The sequence below is a fragment of the Paenibacillus piscarius genome (genome assembly GCF_022234545.1).
In the GTDB taxonomy this organism is placed as follows: domain Bacteria; phylum Bacillota; class Bacilli; order Paenibacillales; family Paenibacillaceae; genus Paenibacillus_AQ; species Paenibacillus_AQ piscarius.
This window is the reverse complement of the sequence record NZ_JAIEUI010000006.1, coordinates 292,820-308,653: the sequence shown is the minus strand read 5'-3', so window position 1 is coordinate 308,653 and position 15,834 is coordinate 292,820. Positions and strand designations below refer to the sequence as shown.

Here is a 15,834-nt window from a genome sequence, read left to right as displayed (position 1 = left end):
CTTGGTGGTTTGGAATTTCTACTGGAAAAGCCCGGGAAACCGGGCTTTTTGCGTTTCAAGAGATAAATTTCATAGATTGGTCAGAATGAGGATGGAGGGCGAGCTGTGAAGTGCATTAATACCCTTGATTTGGGCAAAAGTAGGCGGCGAGCGTAAATGAGGTGCATTAATACCTCTGAATCCAGTGAATGCGGGCCAGACGGGCAAATGTAGTGTATTAGTGCACCTGAAACGTTCTTCAATTGCCTCCAGTTACAGCAATCTTGCAATTGTACAGTAACAATCCTGTATACCGCGTGCTATTCTTGGGCCAGAAACACTAGCACCTGGCGCATAGTAGCACATACCACACTAGAACCGTACCAAGCGCACACTAGCACAGTAGTAACTAGCAGTAATCAGCACCCTCATACCAGTTCAGTTGTTCAAAAGGGAGGCGGGGCCGGAGAATTATGTATGCGTTTACAATCAGGTGAGTTTGAAATCAAATGAAGGAGGCGTAATAGATGAAGTCAATCAAACACTGGATACTTGCTCTTGTGATGACGCTGCTGCTTACCACAGTCCCCGCGGGGACGGGGAGCGCGGCAGCTGTGCTGGAGGAGGTGCCTTTTCCGATGGATTCGAGCAATCAGGCAGGATGGTGGTCTCCTCTTGCCACCTACGGGCTTGGCTATGAGTATGCCTATATGGCCTATAACGCCCCGGGGTCGATTCCTGGTAAACATACAGTAGCTATTGCGAGAAGAGACAACGACGGGATATGGAGCAAGCTTCCGCTTATGGATGGGACAACCCCGGCCGAATATGTGGACGATCTCGGGCATAACCAGCCTTCTATCGCGAGAGACGGAAGCGGGCGGTTCCACGTTTTTGCTTCCATGCACAGCAACCCCTGGCGCTACTACCGTTCAGATACCGTAGGCGGGATTCCGCAGAACCACTCGGACGAGCTGCCCGCAGGCATGACCGTAACCTATCCGGTAGTCACGACTGCTCCGAATGGAGACCTGTATTTGCTGGTGCGCATCGACAAGGATCCGGCTGGTAAAAGAGAGGCTGTTCTGTTCCGCTGGAACAATGCCGACTCTGTATGGACTCAGGTCAAGACCATTGCGGCGCACCTGAACCGGTCAGTCTATCCGGATGACCTGGTTTTTGACGCAAACGGCGACCTGCATATCTTGTTCGAGTGGGCGTACTTCGCCGCCAGTCCGCTGCGCCACCAGTTGTCCTATATGAAGTACAGCCCGTCCACAGGCGTATTCAGCAAAGCGGACGGAACTCCGGTTACAGCGCCGGTCTCCCTGACTACGGCGGATATTGTGCAGCCGATGGCACCAAGCGAAGCCTATGTGCAGAGCGGCAGCGACCCCGGCGGCCCGGGCGTGCAAAGCGCCAAGATGACGCTTGACTCTGAAGGCCGGCCAGTGATTGCTTACCGTTACCGTGAGGAGGGCAGCACAAGCTTTGCTGTGAAGCAGGCTACTTACGGTGCAGGGGGCTGGAACCTGCAGACCGTCTATAACGCTGCTCCCACCAACGCAGCGATCGATGTGACCTGGACCGGTACAACAGCCAGAATCTATTATGTCAAAAGCAGCGGTACGGACCGTGCATTCATGGCAGTGAATACCGGCGGCGGCTGGACGGAGAGCTCGCTTGCACCAGGAATCCCGGTTGAACGGCTGGCGGCAGACCGCAGTCCGAAGGGGATTGACATCTTGTATCTGGTAGATGTAACGAACCTGAAGCTGTACTATGGGCGAAATAACTAGACTAGGTGAGGCCAGTTCCACCACATAGCTATCTGCCAAAAAAAGAACCCGGACATTCGTCCGGGTTCTTTTATATTGCATCTATACATACACGATGATATAATCAACTGCGACTATTTTTTTGAACGAGAACATAAATAACGCATCTTATATTTTTAATATAACATGCGGCCATGAGGATGTCAATTTATTTTTCCGCCGAATGGGTTAACGGTTTCTACTTCATCAGTTAGGGGAGATTGGAATGGAATCACTGGTTCTGGGGCTTAAGGAATTAGACAACGCGCCGCTGCGGTTGGTTGGCGGGAAGGGGCTGAACCTGGGCAAGCTGTCGCGGATGGAAGGCCTTCATGTACCTGAAGGCTTCTGTGTGACTACGGAGGGTTATCAGGAAGCTACCCGGCATAATGAAGCTTATCAGGCGTTGCTGGAACGGTTAACGGCGATGCAAGCCGAAGACCAGGACCCGGCGCAATTGGCCGATATCAGCAGAGCGATCCGCCAGACGATTGAAGCATCCGAGATTCCGCCCGGAGTTGTGGCCGCAGTAACGGGGCAGCTCTCGCGGTTTGGGGAGGATCAGGCGTATGCGGTGCGCTCCAGTGCCACGGCTGAGGATCTGCCACAGGCCTCTTTTGCCGGTCAACAGGATACGTATTTAAATGTGATTGGCCTGGACGCCATTCTGGAGCACATCCGCAAATGCTGGGCGTCGCTGTTCACGGACCGTGCAGTGAGCTACCGGATGCAGCAGGGCTATGATCACAGCCAGGTCTATTTATCTGTCATTGTGCAGAAAATGGTCTTTCCACAGGCCGCAGGTATCATGTTCACCGCCGATCCCGTTACGAATAACCGCAAGCTGTTGTCGATCGATGCCGGTTATGGTCTGGGTGAAGCACTCGTCTCAGGCATAGTATCTGCGGATGTCTATAAGGTACGGGATGAGCGCATCGTGGAGCAGCGGATTGCCTCCAAAAAACTCGCGGTCTACGCCTTACCCGAAGGCGGTACAGAAGTCCGCCCGCTTAATCCCGTTCAGCAGGAAGCGCAGACGCTTACGGAACCGCAAATTGTGCAGCTCGCCCGGATCGGGAGGCAGATTGAGGCCAACTTTGGGGTTCCACAGGATATCGAGTGGTGTCTGGCTGATGATACCTTCTATATCGTCCAGAGCCGGCCGATTACTACCTTATTTCCCATCCCTGATTCCGGGGATTCAGAGAACCGCGCGTATATCTCAGTCGGACACGGGCAGATGATGACAGATGCGATGAAGCCGCTGGGCTTATCTTTTCACCTGATGGTTACTCCTGCCCCTATGCGTGTGGCCGGTGCCAGACTGTTCGTTGACATCACCGCGCATTTGGCTTCACCCGCCAGACAGACGATTATTGATACGCTTGGCAAGTCCGATCCGTTAGTCAAAGATGCACTGCTGACGATCACTCAGCGGGAGGATTTCATCCCCCTGCTGCCAGCGCCTGAGCCCGCACCCGGCTCCGCTGCAAGCAAACCAGACATACCCGCTCCCCAGGAGCAGGCTGCGCTCAAGTCCGATCCGGCCATCGTTACAGAACTGATTAAGATTAACGAAGCCTCGGTGGCAGAACTGAAGCAGGAGATCCGAGGCAAAACCGGCGCGGCATTGTTTGATTTTATCCGGGAGGATATGAAGGAGCTTAAGCGCCTGCTGTTCAATCCGCAGAGTACAGCGGTGTTCATGGCTGCCATGGATGCATCAGCGTGGTTAAACGAACATTTAAACGAGTGGCTCGGCGAAATCAACGCAGCAGATACCTTATCGCAATCGGTGGACAACAACATTACCTCAGCCATGGGCCTTGCGCTGCTTGATGTGGCCGATGTGATCCGTCCTTTTCCGCAGGTCATCGATTATTTGCAGCAGCACTTACAGGTCAGGGATTTCCTGGCCGGACTCCTTCCATTAGAAGGCGGGCAAGCCGCACATGCAGCACTGACAGAGTATCTCGATAAATACGGAATGCGCTGTACGGGAGAGATCGACATTACCCGAACCCGCTGGAGCGAGAATCCGGCGATTCTGATTCCTATGATTCTCAGCAATATCAGGCAGTTTGCACCGGGAGCTGGCCGACAGAAATTCCAGCAGGGGCTGAAGGAAGCCCTGGAAAAGGAACAGGAGATTATTGAGCGCTTGCAGTTGTTGCCGGATGGCGGGGACAAGGTGCGGGAAACCAGACTACGGATCGAGCTGGTCCGGCATTATATCGGGTACCGGGAATATCCGAAATACGGGATGGTCAGCCGCTATCTGGTTTACAAACAGGCGATGATGCAGGAGGCGGAACGGCTCGTGCTGGCAGGCAGCATCTATGACAAGGAAGATATTTTCTATCTGCAGTTTGAGGAGCTGCACGAGGCCGTTCGCACTGGTGTGGTCGATGACGGGCTGATTAAGAGCCGCAAGGACGAATTCAAATTAGCTGAAAAGCTTACGCCGCCCCGTGTCATCACCTCCGAGGGTGAAATCCTGTCCGGCCGTTACAGACGGGAGGATCTCCCGCCCGGAGCCTTGGCAGGCCTGCCTGTCTCTACAGGAGTGGTCGAGGGCCGGGCACGGGTCATTTGTAACATGGAGGAGGCAGAGCTGGAGGATGGGGATATTCTGGTCACCTCGTATACAGACCCCAGCTGGACACCGCTATTTTTCTCCATTAAAGGGCTGGTTACCGAGGTCGGCGGGCTGATGACCCACGGGGCTGTGATTGCCCGGGAGTACGGCTTGCCTGCCGTTGTCGGTGTGGAAAATGCGACCTCACGGATTCAGGACGGGCAACGAATTCGCATAAATGGAAGCGCAGGATATGTCGAGCTGCTATAATGTTTCATTAAAGACTATTATTGAGGCAAGGGGGAGCACCTGAACATGATTATATCGCTTGAAAATGTATCCTGGCGGCGTGAGCAGACGATGATTCTGCAAAATATGAATTGGCAGGTACAGCAGGGACAGCACTGGTGTATTGTCGGTCTGAACGGCTCAGGCAAAACGACTATGCTGAATGTCGTGAATGGCTATATATGGCCTACCCAAGGTCAAGTGGAGGTGCTGGGCCACCGCTTCGGCGATGTAGACCTGAGAGAGCTGCGCAAGCGGATCGGCTGGGTCAGCACCTCTTTGCAGCAGAAGCTCTACGGCCATCAGACGGCGCTGAACATCGTCCTGAGCGGCAAATTTGCCACAATCGGGCTGTACGACAAGACGGAAGAAGAGGATCTGAAGCAGGCAGAGGAGCTGCTGGAATTCCTGGATTGCTCAGCCCTGGCCACACGCACTTATGATACCTTATCACAGGGGCAGCGCCAGAAGATCCTTATTGCACGCGCGCTGATTGCTAATCCCGAGCTGCTTATTCTGGACGAGCCGTGCACGGGGCTGGATATTTTTGCGCGGGAGCAGCTGCTGCAGATGATTGAGAAGATCACGAAGCAGGAGGGCGGCCCCACTTTGTTGTATGTAACCCATCATATCGAGGAGATTGCACCCTGCTTCACGCATACCCTTCTGGTCAAGAAAGGGGAAATCTATAAAGCTGCCGGGACCGCGGAGTGTCTGAAGTCCGAGGTGCTTAGCGATTTCTTCGATACCCCGGTTGAGGTGCAGGAGCACCATAACCGCAAATGGCTGACTTTGGGCTAATATAAGAGACTTTCCGTAGCAGCCATGACAAATAGTGTTTTGTACCCGGGAGACATGCCGTGTCCATTTCATCAAGTCCGTAATATTGTGTAGGGCAGGACCATAAAAACCACAATATTAGGAGGTATGGATTATGGCAGATGAAGGATGCAATCAGAATGCTTCCGGAGCTTGCTCGCATGCAGAGGGGAACTCCACTACCGCAAGCGGGTTTGCTTCTCATGCTGAGGGGTCTCAGACCACAGCCAGTGCTTCTGCGGCACATGCTGAAGGATACCAGACTCTTGCAGTTCTGGATACGTCCCATGCTGAAGGGTACGCGACGCTTGCCTCAGGACCGGCCGCACATGCGGAAGGTTACAATACCTATGCAATCAATGACTCTGCCCACGCTGAGGGAGGTCTAACTGTTGCTTCCGGAACTCAATCTCACGCTGAGGGTGCTCAGACAACTGCTTCGGGTGTAGCTTCACACGCGGAAGGCAATCAGAGCACTGCAAGTGGTGTATACTCTCACTCAGAAGGCTACTTGACTGTAGCTGCCGGGCCAGCTGCTCATGCAGAAGGCTTTTCCACTCAGGCGAACGGGCTTTCGTCTCATGCTGAAGGTTCCTTTACTGAGGCGAATGCAAACTATTCTCATGCAGAAGGAGTTTCTACAATTGCCGGTGCTCAGAGCTCTCATGCTGAAGGTAATTCTACAGTTGTTCTTGAAGAACACTTTGAAGCTCACATTATGGGTATCAATGGTCAGACAGTTTACCCCGCTTCCTGGCATTTAGCCAATGGTACTCCAGGCAACCCTGACCTGGCTGCTGTACTTCAGGGGTCTACGGGAAATTTGTACCTTCAAGGCACGGTAATATCTCCTGGCGCCGATTATGCCGAAATGTTTGAGACGGTGGATGGATTGCCGATCGAGCCTGGATATTTTGTGACCACGGTTGGGGAGCGGGTCAGAAAAGCAACGCCGGCAGACAATTATATCTTAGGCGTAGTCAGTGCAAAGCCCTCTGTCCTTGGCGATGCAAGCCCCTTGAACTGGAAAGGTAAATACGAAAAGGATGAATGGGGCAGGGTCAAATATGAAGACCGGGTAGTAGAAGCTGTGACTGACGGCGAGGGCAATGTTCTGGCTCCTGCGCATACTCTAAAAGCGGCTGTGATTCATCCCCAATTCGACTCTTCCCAAACCTATGTGTCACGGATGGATCGTCCAGAGTGGGTGGCTGTAGGAACCATGGGCAAGCTGCTGGTCCGTGATGATGGAACCTGTCAGGTGAACGGATTCTGTCTGCCTGGTGAGGATGGAGTAGCAACCGCTTCAGTAGAAGGGTACCGCGTTCTTGCGAGAACAGCACCTAATCAAATTAAAATTTATGTGAAATAAATGATTATGCAAGCGGGCGTAACGCAAAAACATAAGGCAGCAATTCTCCTGTTACAGAGGATTGCTGCCTTCATTATTGCTGTTTATTGATACTTCGGTAGCCAGTCGCCATGGGCCTCGATCAAATCATCGCACATGCTGACAATGTCATCCATCGACAGCTCGGCAGCGGTATGCGGGTCCAGCATGGCGGCGTGGTAGATATGGTCCTTCTTGCCCGTCATAGCCGCTTCAATGGTCAGGAGCTGGGTGTTGATATTGGTCCGGTTCAGCGCTGCGCACTGCGGAGGCAGATCGCCGACGAAGGTTGGCGTTACGCCGCTTCGGTCCACGAGACAAGGCACCTCAACGCAGGCTTCACGCGGCAGGTTGGTGATCAGCCCGGTGTTCATCACATTGCCGCCGATCTTGAACGGCACATCCGTCTCCATGGCTTCCAGAATGTATGAAGCATATTCATGGGAACGCTCATGCGTCAGATCCTGGTTGTTCACCAGCTCCCCGCGCATCTGCTCCCACTGCTTGATCTGTTCCACGCAGCGGCGCGGATATTCATCCAGCGGAATCTGGAACCGTTCGATCAGCTCGGGATAGTTCCGCTTAATGAAGTATGGATGGTATTCGGCGTTATGCTCAGAGGACTCGGTAATATAGTAGCCGAATTTCAGCATCATCTCATAGCGGACCATATCGTAGTGCGGTTCAAGCTGCTTCTCGGCTGCACGCCGCTTGATCTCCGGGTAGAGGTCCTCGCCGTCTTTGGTGACTTCAAGCAGCCAGGCCATGTGGTTGATGCCGGCGATTTTGGCTTGAACGCCTGTCTTGTCGATGCCCAGATGGTCGAATAATCCGGGAATACATTGCTGTACGCTGTGACACAGGCCGATCGTATTCACGCCGCCGTAGGTGTTCATGACATTCGTCAGAACGGCCATCGGGTTCGTGTAATTCAGGAACAGCGCATCCGGGCACACCTCACGGATATCGGTCGCGAAGTCCAGCATGACCGGAATGGTGCGCAGGTTGCGGAAGATCCCGCCAATGCCCACCGTGTCAGCAATCGTCTGGCGCAGGCCGTATTTCTTCGGAATCTCAAAATCGGTAATCGTACAAGGATCATACCCGCCCACCTGTATGGCGTTAACTACATACTTGGCACCGCGCAGCGCTTCCTTACGGTCAGTATAGGTAGTTACGGTACAAGTGCTGCCGCTGCTTTTCTTCAGATTCTGGAGCATACTTGCTGAGTCATTCAAGCGCTGAAGATCGATATCGAACAGCGCAAGCTCGAAGCCCTGCAGGGCAGGAGTAGCCATGATATCGCCGAGGACATTCTTCGCGAAGACGGTACTTCCGGCACCGATAAATGTAACTTTGGACATAAGTGAGTAGCCTCCTGTAAGATGCGGAAAAAGCCTTCTGTCCTATGGCCGCTTGCCGATGATTCTGACAGAAATGTGCTGAAACAGAAGCTTTTTACGCTGATTTCTAATATAATCACTATAGAATAGAACCGCTGCGCGGGCTATGGAGAAAGACAAGATACATATGGAGGAATGTTGCATGGACCCGGATCATTATCAATTCACCCTGGGCATTAACCTGACGCCGGAGGAGCAGGAGCTGTCCGTGCTGTTCAGCGGCGAGGGGAGACCGCTTCCCGGACATACCATAGGGCCGTCCGTACATGATTTTTACCTGATCCATACGGTACTTGAGGGCAGCGGCCGGTTCGAGACCGATACGTTCTCGGCGGAGTGCAAGGCGGGGGACACCTTTGTGATTATCCCGGGCATGTTATTCAGCTATAGAGCCGATGCGGACAACCCGTGGCATTATGTGTGGGTCGCCTTGCAGGGCATCGGCGTGCTGGATCAGCTCCGGGCGGTCGGGATCACCAGGGAACGGCCTTTCGTCCATTCGGATTCGGTTACGGAGCTGCATAACCTGTATTCGGGCATCCGGCAATCCTTCAAGCAATCCGCCCATCCACGGCTGGAGAGCCTGGAGGCCTCCGGCTGGGTACGGCTGCTGCTCCACCGGTTTGGGCAGGACAATCTGGACGAATTGCCGCGGCACCCAAGCGAAATGCCGGAGATGATCGACCGGCAGATCGACCAGGCGATCCGCTGGATTACGCTGCAATTCCACCAGCAGCTCAGCATTGACCACATCGCGTCTTCACTCGGCTATCACCGGGTTCATTTGTCCAAGGCCTTCAAGCAACGCACCGGAATGTCACCCAAGCAATATTTGCTCAAAGTCAGGATGGACAAGGCAAGGGAGCTGCTGGCAAGCCCGTTGACCATCGAACAGGTAGCCTCCTCGGTCGGCTTCAATGACGCCCTGTATTTCTCCAAGCAATTCCGCAAAGCTGCGGGGATGCCGCCGAGCGAATACCGGGCCGCACTCAGGAACGGAAATTAGCAAGAGACAAGTCGCAGGAGGGGAGAATGATGATGAACAAACCGCAGGTGCAAAGAATCCGCGATCTGACCGTAGTGCGCAGAGGGGAGGGCCGGGTGCTGGTTATCGGCTGTGACTCCAGTGCCAGCATCGGCAACAAGCCGATGGATGCGGTGCAGACCTCGCCGGAGATCGCCGGGTATTATGCGGCCAGGGTAGCCGTGATGGAGGTGCTGTCCGCTGGAGCGGAAATTCTGACGGTCGTTGATACTCTGGCTGTAGAGAAGGAGCCTACAGGCAATGAGATTATCCGGGGCATCAGCAGGCTGCTGGAGGAAGCCGGACTCACCGCCGCTCATGTGAACGGCAGTACGGAGGATAACTTCGCAACCTCCCAGACCGGCATTGGAATTACGGTGATCGGGGAGGCAGACGAAGCGCACTTGAAGCTGGGTTGCTCACAGGCCGGCGACTGTATCGTGATGTTGGGCGAGCCGCTGGTGGGCAGCGCCGTGCTGGAGCAGGAGGCTAGTCTATGCACACTCCCTCAGCTTCAGCTCCTGTTGGCCGCCCCTGAAGTCCATGATATTCACCCGGTCGGCTCGAAGGGAGCAGGGTATGAGGCGGGACTAATGGCTGAGCTGAATGGATGCAGCTTCCGCCCAGTGCCGGGGATCACGGAGATGCTGGAGGCATCCGGGGGGCCGGCGACAGCGGTGATTTTTGCGGCAGAGGAACAACATCTTGCCGGTCTTCAATCGGGAATAGGCGGGAAGATGGAAATTATCGGTTATTTGCAGCCTTGACCGGTCTGCGAAAGGTGAATACCACTCTCAACATATAGAGGAGCATCGCCGTCGATTAGCTGGACTAATTCTGCGAGAATTCAACGGAGAAATTTCACGCTACACCTACCTTGCCGGTAAGTAAATGGATAAACGTATCTTAGTTTCCCACATTCTGCGGGATGGCCAGTAACAATTGGAAAAACAGCATCTGCTATTCACGAGTTGGGCTATTTCAGCTAAAACCTGATGAGTTAAGTGCCATTTTTCCAACTGTTTCCCCGGCTTACACCATAAGTTCTTAAGCAAGTGGAGGGAATCCAACTATATTCGATCCAGCAAACGATTCGCTCCAGTAAACGCCAATCCCCAGGCTCATCCGCTATCAAACCGCGACAAAGCAGCGTAGTTGACATCATTTAAATTTAAAGTTATTATAGACACTCATAGTCCTTGATTGTGGCGATGCATATTATTAGGACGACGCAGATGGAAGATGAGATAGCTATTTTTTTGTAATATTCACAGACTATAGAAGTCTCTAATATCCGCGAATTAGCCTGCCGTCACCGCCACACTGGACACCAACCACTAGGAGGAATTACAAATGACGAATTTGAAAAATCATGATCCCGCAAATGCAGTTAATGCAGACGCAGTAATTATCGGCGGTGGCCCTGCCGGCCTTAACGCCGCGCTGATGCTGGGGCGCGCACGGAAACTGACGGTTGTGATCGATGCGGGACAGCCGCGTAATGCGGTCACCCGGGAAGCGCATGGCTTCCTGACCCGGGACGGAATTGCTCCGTTCGAGCTACGGCGGATTGCCATCGAGCAGCTCGCACCTTATCCCTCAGTCTCTCACATTGAAGATACCGTAATATCCATTGCCGGCGAAGATGGAGCATTCCTGCTGGAGACAGCTTCAGGACGTAAAATTACCAGCAAGAAGCTGCTTTTCGCCGCAGGCATGAAGGACCGCAGGCTGGACATTCCGGGGCTGGCCGAGGTCTACGGGAAAAGTGCCTTTGTCTGCCCGTACTGCGACGGCTGGGAATTAAGAGACCAGCCGCTGGTGCTCATCAGCAGAGGGGAGGCGCTCAAGCATATGGCTCCGCTATTGTCCGGTTGGTCCAAGCGGATCACGGTTTGCACGAATGGTCCCGATGAACTCACAGAGGCGGAACGCGATGAATTGCGTGCGCATGAGATTCCGTTATTCGATACCCCAATCCGTGAGATTACCTCCGCTGAAGGGATGGTTAACCATGTGAAGCTGACGGACGGAACCGAAATTCCGTGTACCGGAATCTTCTTCCGGCCCGAGCTGGCTCCGGGAACGGATCTGCCGCAGTCTCTGGGCTGCCGGGTATCCGAGCTGGGCATCCTTGAGACGAGCGAGTCAGGCCAGACCAGCGTTCCCGGTATTTACGCCGCAGGGGATGCAGTTACAATGATGCATCAATCGATAGCCGCCGCCGCATCAGGGGCACTAGCCGCTGCTGCACTGAATGGTGAGCTGAACCGGGAAGCCTGGAACGCCGGTCTGCATAATTCTTCCCTGAGCAGCAAAGGATAACATTACTATGAAACTGGAATTCAAGGCATAGAGCAGGGGGAGTACACGTGAAGGCAGCAACGGATAAGGAGCAACAGATCCTGTTGACTCAGCGGCTGGCAGAGAATGAGCAGGTCCTGCGGGATGTTTTTGCGGGTTGTGATGATATTGTGTTCCATTCATTCCAGACCCTTCACCGTACTTCCGCACTCTGTGTCTACTGTTCCGGACTCTGTAATACTGAGCGGCTGGAGCAGCAGGTGTTGGCTCCGCTGGAGCAGGCCGGTCTGGAGATTGAACCGGCAGAGGCGTTACCGGCCCAGCTTCCGGTCTCCTCAATTCACCGGATCGCGACTGCAGAGCAGGCCATTGAAGCTGTTCTGGACGGCGAAGCTGTGCTGCTGCTGGAAGGACAGGCTTCAGGCACAGGCTATCCGCTATATAAGGTGCCTACACGGACCCCGGAAGAACCGGCTGCAGAGTCCACTGTACGCGGAGCCCGTGACGGATTCACTGAAACCCTCGCCTCGAATCAGTCTCTGCTGCGTATGCGGCTGAAGACGCCTTCGCTCAAGCTGCACACCAAGAAGATCGGGGAGTACAGCCACACGAATGTGATCCTTGCCTATATAGAAGGCATTATTCAGCCGGAACTGGTCACCGAAGTACACCGGCGGCTTAGCCGCCTGAAGATCAAAGATGTTCTGGAGAGCCAGTATATTGAGCAGGGCATCATCGACCAGCCTGGTTCGCCTTTTCCGCAGATGATTGCTACGGAGCGGCCTGATGTGGTGGTCTCCAATCTGCAGGAGGGACGCTTCGCGCTGCTGATTGACGGGACCCCGTTCAGTCTGATCGGCCCGGTTAATATGTTCTCCATGCTGCAATCACCGGAGGACTATTACGAGAATATTTACATGAGCATATTTGTCCGCTGGCTCAGATATATTTTCTATGCCTTGTCGCTCCTGCTGCCTTCCGCTTATGTCGCAATCACTACCTTTCATCAGGAGATGATCCCGACGGTTCTGCTGCTCAGTATCGCGCGGGCGAGAGAGGAGATCCCGTTTCCGGCTCTGGTTGAAGCGCTTATTATGGAGATTTCCTTCGAGGCGCTGCGGGAGGCCGGCGTCCGGCTGCCGAAGCAGATCGGTTCTGCTGTCAGTATCGTCGGCGCGTTGATAATAGGCCAGGCAGCCACCACTGCGGGCATTGTCTCCGCTCCAATGATCATCATTGTGGCGATTACCGGCATCGCCTCCTTCATGGTCCCGCGTTATTCCGCCAGCATCGCCACCCGCCTGCTGCGCTTCCCCATGATGGTTCTGGCGGGCACGCTGGGGCTGATCGGTGTGATGCTCGGCATCATTCTGGTGGTTATTCACCTCAGCAGTCTGCGCTCATTCGGCAGACCCTATCTGTCGCCAGCGGCTCCGACATTCGGCAAGGGGCTGAAGGATGTGCTGTGGCTCTCCCAGCCCCGGAGCAAATGACGGCAACCGGACTACACCATAGAGGGGGATCCATATGCTGACTGATAAAGGGCAAATATCCGTTACCCAACTGGCCTATCTGGTGTTTCCTTCGATTCTTGCCACCGCCATATTGTCTGTTCCCGGCATCACCATGCATTATGCGGGACATGATATGTGGTTATCGCCCATATTGGGCTCGCTGTCAGGCTTTGTAGCGATTGGCATCTCTCTTGGACTGAACCGGCTCTATCCCGGCAAAACGATTATGCAGTCCAGTCTGCTGATCGCCGGATGGCTGCCGGGGAAGCTGATCGGACTGGCCTTTCTGCTCTATTTACCCCATCTGAACGGTCTGATTATCCTGGAATACGGCGAGTTCATTGTCAATAATGCACTTCCGCAGACGCCTCTGCTGGTCATTATGAGCACTATGGTTATCGTCTGTGCGATCAATGTCAGGCTGGGGATTGAGGTGGTCAGCCGGACCGCCCAGGTGTTCGTTACGCTGCTGGTGGTGATGCTCTGCCTGATCTTTGTCCTACTGACCGGGGAGCTGCGGCCTGCCGAGCTGCTCCCGTTCATGGAGAACGGGCTCGTTCCCATTATCAAAGGCTCGGTGGCTCCGGCTGCGTGGTTCAGTGAATATATTGTGCTGGCCTTCCTGCTGCCTTATGTGAACAGCAGGAAACGACTGGCCCGGACGCTGTTCGTCACGCTGGTGGTGACGACACTGGCGATGACGGTGACCAATCTGTTCTGCCTGCTGCTGATGGGCGATTTGACGGACAGCTTCGCTTTTCCGGTGATGATTGCTGCCCGTTACATTACGATAGCCGATTTCCTGCAGCATATCGAGGCGCTGATTATTGCGATCTGGATCTTCGGGATCTTTGTCAAAATTTCTGTCTTCCTCTACATCTTCGCCACCGCAGCCGCAGAATGGTTCGGGCTTGACGATTATAAGCCGCTGGTGATTCCGCTATCCTTCCTCAGTATTGTGTTTTCGTATTGGGTAGTAACCGGCGAAGCCGGGGCGGCCGCGCTGGTGAGTGCTTCGGCGAATATCTATACCATGCTGTTCCTGATCGGGCTTCCCGCCGCAATCTATGGACTGGCGTTGCTCAAGAAGGGGCTGAAGCGGCGTAGCAAGGCTGAAGGATAAAGGAGGGAGGGTTATGCGGGGCTTCAGAGTCATTACAGCATTATTGGCACTATTGCTTAGCAGTATATTCCTCGCCGGATGCTGGGACCGCACGGAGATCAATGACCTGGCCATCGTACTGGCCACAGGTGTGGATTATGAGGAGGGGCAGGCCCAGTTGACGGCCCAGATCTTCATCCCGCGCAAGGGAGGCGGCGGATCAGAGAGCGGCGGAGCCGGAGAAGGCGCAAGCGGCGTGACCATGACCCGCACGGCCAAAGGGGAGAACATTGCCGAAGCGCTGAACCGGCTGCAGCGGAAGGTGGCCCGCCATATGTTCTGGGGCCAATGCGAGGTGATTGTGATCAGTGAGGCGGCGGGGAAGCATGGGCTGCGTGAATTCGTTGACTTCTTCCTTCGTTATCCGCAGTTCCGCGAACATGCCTTTGTCTTCTCCAGCCAGGATTCCGCCAGGGATATTCTTGCCTTACTGGACCCGCTGGAGCGGAGCACCTCCGAATCCCTCCGGGAGATGGCTAATATGAACCTCGGCACACGTGTTACCATGCTGGAATTGTCCCAATCCCTCCAGGGTGCCAGCGGTTCAGCCGTTCTGACCCGTATCGTGATTGCTCCGCCGGAGCCGAATGATGGCCCGAATGCAACAACTCCCTCACTCAAAGGGTTAAGCCTGTATAAGCACGGCAAGTATACTCTCACTGTGAAAGAGCCGGTTAGCCTCGGAGTGCTGCTCATGATAAAAGAGCTGAATAATATTATCATGCCGGTTGCACTGGAAGGTGAGGACGGCTCCTTCTCGATTCTGTCGAAGCAGATCACTACAATGCTCACCCCCCGTATTGTTAACGGAGAGTGGATGATGAAGATCGGGATTCAGGCTAAGGGAGAAGTGGTCCTCAATACAACGGATGCCAACCTGACTGATCCGGCGAAGGTGAAGGCGCTGAAGGAGGCATGGGCGAAGAAGCTCAAGGATCTCGCTGAGCAAGCCCTTCACATGTCGCAAAAGGAGCAGAAAACCGACTTTTTCCGGTTCGCCGACAGCTTCCGCAGACATTACCCGCAAGAATGGAAGAAGAAAAAGGAGCAGTGGGAGACGATGTATCCCGGGCTGCAGGTGGAAGTGTCCGTTAAGACGGCTATTACAGGCAACGGCAGATCCACCGGACCCCAGGGCATACCGGAGCAATCCTCCGACTGACCGGATAGACGCCTGAGCTCCGGCAACCAGACAAGGATGTGGGAAGCATGAAGATAGCAATGATCCTGGGCATTCTGCTGCTGTCTGCGGCGATCATCATTATTGAATTCCGGGACACCAAAAGCAAGAAGGCGAGACGGGTTGCAGCAGGCATCACTCTGATGACGGCGGGGCTAACCATTCTTCTATTCATTCAGCCAGGCCTGCCGGGTCCCACCGAGCTGGTGAAGCTGGTATTCGGCAAGATCGATCTGATCATGAAATGAAGCCTAAGGCAGCTCCTTCTCGGGGCTGTCTTTTAAGTTATTACCAAATTCATTTAAGCGATTACATTTTTATATTTCCCCGGGTAGCTATAATGAAGAACAAGAGAGCTCCTTAATACAGCCGAAGG

Annotated in this window: 12 protein-coding genes; 11 read left to right on the top strand and 1 reads right to left on the bottom strand. The window is 54.2% G+C overall.

The window, feature by feature from the left end:
- Positions 1-506 precede the first annotated feature (506 nt).
- The 4 genes from K1558_RS13225 (at position 507) to K1558_RS13210 (ending at position 6,853) form a co-directional block, all read left to right on the top strand.
- Positions 507-1,778 carry a BNR-4 repeat-containing protein gene (locus K1558_RS13225; RefSeq protein WP_238652049.1) on the top strand — a complete coding sequence of 424 codons (1,272 nt, stop codon included), beginning with the start codon at positions 507-509 and terminating at the stop codon, positions 1,776-1,778.
- A gap of 244 nt (positions 1,779-2,022) precedes the next feature.
- Entirely contained in the window at positions 2,023-4,644 is a 2,622-nt protein-coding gene (ppsA, locus tag K1558_RS13220; RefSeq protein ID WP_238652048.1) for a phosphoenolpyruvate synthase, read from the top strand.
- Between the two features lie 45 nt (positions 4,645-4,689).
- Positions 4,690-5,463, top strand: coding sequence for an ABC transporter ATP-binding protein (locus tag K1558_RS13215; protein ID WP_238652047.1), 774 nt, complete (start codon positions 4,690-4,692; stop codon positions 5,461-5,463).
- Positions 5,464-5,596: 133 nt separating this feature from the next.
- Entirely contained in the window at positions 5,597-6,853 is a 1,257-nt protein-coding gene (locus tag K1558_RS13210) for a peptidase G2 autoproteolytic cleavage domain-containing protein (RefSeq protein ID WP_238652046.1), read from the top strand.
- A gap of 83 nt (positions 6,854-6,936) precedes the next feature.
- On the opposite strand, the gene melA is transcribed toward K1558_RS13210, so the two are convergent.
- A complete protein-coding gene (gene melA, locus K1558_RS13205; protein WP_238652045.1) occupies positions 6,937-8,235 on the bottom strand; it encodes an alpha-glucosidase/alpha-galactosidase in 1,299 nt (432 codons plus the stop codon).
- Positions 8,236-8,416: 181 nt separating this feature from the next.
- Here melA and K1558_RS13200 point away from each other — a divergent pair, with 181 nt between their 5' ends.
- The 7 genes from K1558_RS13200 (at position 8,417) to K1558_RS13170 (ending at position 15,706) form a co-directional block, all read left to right on the top strand.
- Positions 8,417-9,280: an AraC family transcriptional regulator gene (locus tag K1558_RS13200; RefSeq protein WP_238652044.1), complete on the top strand. Its 864-nt coding sequence runs from the start codon at positions 8,417-8,419 to the stop codon at positions 9,278-9,280.
- 26 nt (positions 9,281-9,306) lie between these two features.
- Positions 9,307-10,065, top strand: coding sequence for an AIR synthase related protein (locus tag K1558_RS13195; RefSeq protein WP_238652043.1), 759 nt, complete (start codon positions 9,307-9,309; stop codon positions 10,063-10,065).
- Positions 10,066-10,651: 586 nt separating this feature from the next.
- The gene (locus tag K1558_RS13190) at positions 10,652-11,623 is read left to right on the top strand and encodes an NAD(P)/FAD-dependent oxidoreductase (protein ID WP_238652042.1); all 972 of its coding nucleotides are present in this window, start codon (positions 10,652-10,654) and stop codon (positions 11,621-11,623) included.
- 47 nt (positions 11,624-11,670) lie between these two features.
- Positions 11,671-13,095: a spore germination protein gene (locus K1558_RS13185; RefSeq protein WP_238652041.1), complete on the top strand. Its 1,425-nt coding sequence runs from the start codon at positions 11,671-11,673 to the stop codon at positions 13,093-13,095.
- Between the two features lie 34 nt (positions 13,096-13,129).
- Positions 13,130-14,239: a GerAB/ArcD/ProY family transporter gene (locus K1558_RS13180; RefSeq protein ID WP_238652040.1), complete on the top strand. Its 1,110-nt coding sequence runs from the start codon at positions 13,130-13,132 to the stop codon at positions 14,237-14,239.
- A 13-nt stretch (positions 14,240-14,252) separates the two neighbouring features.
- The gene (locus K1558_RS13175) at positions 14,253-15,440 is read left to right on the top strand and encodes a Ger(x)C family spore germination protein (protein WP_238652039.1); all 1,188 of its coding nucleotides are present in this window, start codon (positions 14,253-14,255) and stop codon (positions 15,438-15,440) included.
- 47 nt (positions 15,441-15,487) lie between these two features.
- Positions 15,488-15,706: a hypothetical protein gene (locus tag K1558_RS13170; RefSeq protein WP_238652038.1), complete on the top strand. Its 219-nt coding sequence runs from the start codon at positions 15,488-15,490 to the stop codon at positions 15,704-15,706.
- Positions 15,707-15,834: the final 128 nt, after the last annotated feature.

Bases quoted from the DNA above. Each gene is read 5' to 3' on its own strand.
- K1558_RS13195 (WP_238652043.1), top strand. From the start codon at position 9,307: ATGATGATGAACAAACCGCAGGTGCAAAGAATCCGCGATCTGACCGTA.
- K1558_RS13200 (WP_238652044.1), top strand. From the start codon at position 8,417: ATGGACCCGGATCATTATCAATTCACCCTGGGCATTAACCTGACGCCG.
- K1558_RS13225 (WP_238652049.1), top strand. From the start codon at position 507: ATGAAGTCAATCAAACACTGGATACTTGCTCTTGTGATGACGCTGCTG.
- K1558_RS13180 (WP_238652040.1), top strand. From the start codon at position 13,130: ATGCTGACTGATAAAGGGCAAATATCCGTTACCCAACTGGCCTATCTG.
- K1558_RS13190 (WP_238652042.1), top strand. From the start codon at position 10,652: ATGACGAATTTGAAAAATCATGATCCCGCAAATGCAGTTAATGCAGAC.
- K1558_RS13210 (WP_238652046.1), top strand. From the start codon at position 5,597: ATGGCAGATGAAGGATGCAATCAGAATGCTTCCGGAGCTTGCTCGCAT.
- K1558_RS13170 (WP_238652038.1), top strand. From the start codon at position 15,488: ATGAAGATAGCAATGATCCTGGGCATTCTGCTGCTGTCTGCGGCGATC.
- melA (WP_238652045.1), bottom strand. From the start codon at position 8,235: ATGTCCAAAGTTACATTTATCGGTGCCGGAAGTACCGTCTTCGCGAAG.
- ppsA (WP_238652048.1), top strand. From the start codon at position 2,023: ATGGAATCACTGGTTCTGGGGCTTAAGGAATTAGACAACGCGCCGCTG.
- K1558_RS13175 (WP_238652039.1), top strand. From the start codon at position 14,253: ATGCGGGGCTTCAGAGTCATTACAGCATTATTGGCACTATTGCTTAGC.
- K1558_RS13215 (WP_238652047.1), top strand. From the start codon at position 4,690: ATGATTATATCGCTTGAAAATGTATCCTGGCGGCGTGAGCAGACGATG.